The 1,722-nt window shown below is 65.2% G+C and carries 1 pseudogene; it reads left to right on the top strand.

Going from position 1 to position 1,722, the window contains the following annotated elements:
- Positions 1-332 precede the first annotated feature (332 nt).
- Positions 333-1,203, top strand: a pseudogene (locus ACZ6C1_RS39015) (IS5 family transposase).
- Positions 1,204-1,722 lie beyond the last annotated feature (519 nt).

Genomic DNA, 1,722 nt, shown 5'->3' with positions numbered 1-1,722 from the left:
TGCAACCCCGCCAGCACCCCGTCCCACCTCTCAACCAGCCCCACCCCAAGCTCAGCCATACTCCAACTCAACCACACACAAGCGTGATTGCAGTATTAGAGGTCGTTTTCATCTATACCGCTCCGATATGTGGCGATTCCGTGGAGGCGGGATTGCGGTGTGGAAGAGGTAGTTGATGTTGTTGGGGTCTGTGGGTCCGGCGGGGTGACGGGTGGGGCCGGGTGGGGCTTGTGTCTGTCTCATCCCAGGACGCCGGCCTTCTCGGTCTGTGTGCTTCCGTTGTCATCGCTGTGCGCCTGGGCGCACTCGGTCCGCGGCGGTACGCCGGAAGCATGCCGACGCGACGTCCGTATCCGAGTGATCTGTCCGATGCCCGCTGGGAGTTGATCGAGCCGGTGCTGGCGGCCTGGCGTTTCGAGCGCCGGGGCAGGGCGCTGGACTTCGGCAGGCCGCCGGAGCACGACCTGCGCGACATCATGGACGCGATCTTGTATGTGGACCGCACCGGGGTCCAGTGGCGCTACCTCCCGCACGACTTCCCGCACTGGAACACGGTCTACGGCTACTTCGCGAAGTGGCAGCAGGACGGCGTGTTCGCCCATCTCAACGGCCTGCTTCGGCAACTCCTGCGCGAGAAGGAAGGCCGAGACCCAGAGCCATCGGCCTGCGTGATCGACGCCCAGAGCGTCAAAACCTCCACCAGCGTGCCCGCCTCCAGCCAGGGCATCGACGCCGGAAAGAAGATCGCCGGCCGCAAGCGGAGCATCGTCACCGACACGCTCGGACTCCTGCTCGCGGTGCTGGTCACCGCGGCGAGCGTGCAGGACTCCGTCGCCGGCACCGAGCTCCTGGACCAGGTCGCCGAAGAACACCCCGGCATCCGAAAAGTGTGGGTAGACGGTGGCTACCGCCAACACCTCGTCGAACACGCCGCCACCCTCGGCATCGACATGGAAATCACCGCCCGCACCCCAGGGGCCAGGGGGTTCACCCCGATCCCGAAGCGATGGGCGGTCGAGCGGACCTACGGCTGGCTCATGCTCCACCGCCGCCTGGCCCGCGACTACGAAACCCTCCCCGAACGCTCCGAAGCCATGATCCCACCTCGCCATGACCGACCTCATGGCCCGCCGCCTCACCAGCGAGAACATCATCTCCTGGCGCGACCCGACACCACACACCAAGCATCCCATTCCGGTATGAAACACCGGGATAAAACGACCTCTTAGATCGACCGATCGAAGCGGTGTCAGGGCTGCAGTGGATCGAAGCCGTCGATGCTGGTGAGGCGAAGTGGTGTCGGCACGTCAGATGCATGGTTATCACGGCGTGATGGCCGCTGCGATAACCATGTGGTCAGACGGGGTTCGTCGGGTCAGGGCTTCCTGTTCTGGAGGTGGGTCAGCCGCGCGGACTGGTGTCCCTCAAGCCGTTGCTCGCTGTTGAATTCCTGCCGCTTCCCCTGCTGTCGCTGTGGTCGATGCCTAGCCTCGTATCCCGCCCCGCGTCTGGCCAGACGACTGTCCCAGGAGACCAGCCACACTGAGCGCTGGCCGTCCGCCTCCACGCATGGCCCGGCAGCGGCTCACCGACGGCATGCCCAGAGCTTCCCAGCGTGTGTGCCTGTCTGAGCTTGTTCCGCTTTGGCGGACACCTTCGGTGTGGTGGTCAGGCCGCCAGGGCAGTCTCGTATTCGGCGGGACTGCGGTAGCCGAGGCTGCT

Source organism: Streptomyces sp. NPDC041796, from assembly GCF_055590785.1.
Note: the sequence above shows the minus strand (reverse complement) of the source record. Positions and strands in the feature narration are given on the sequence as shown.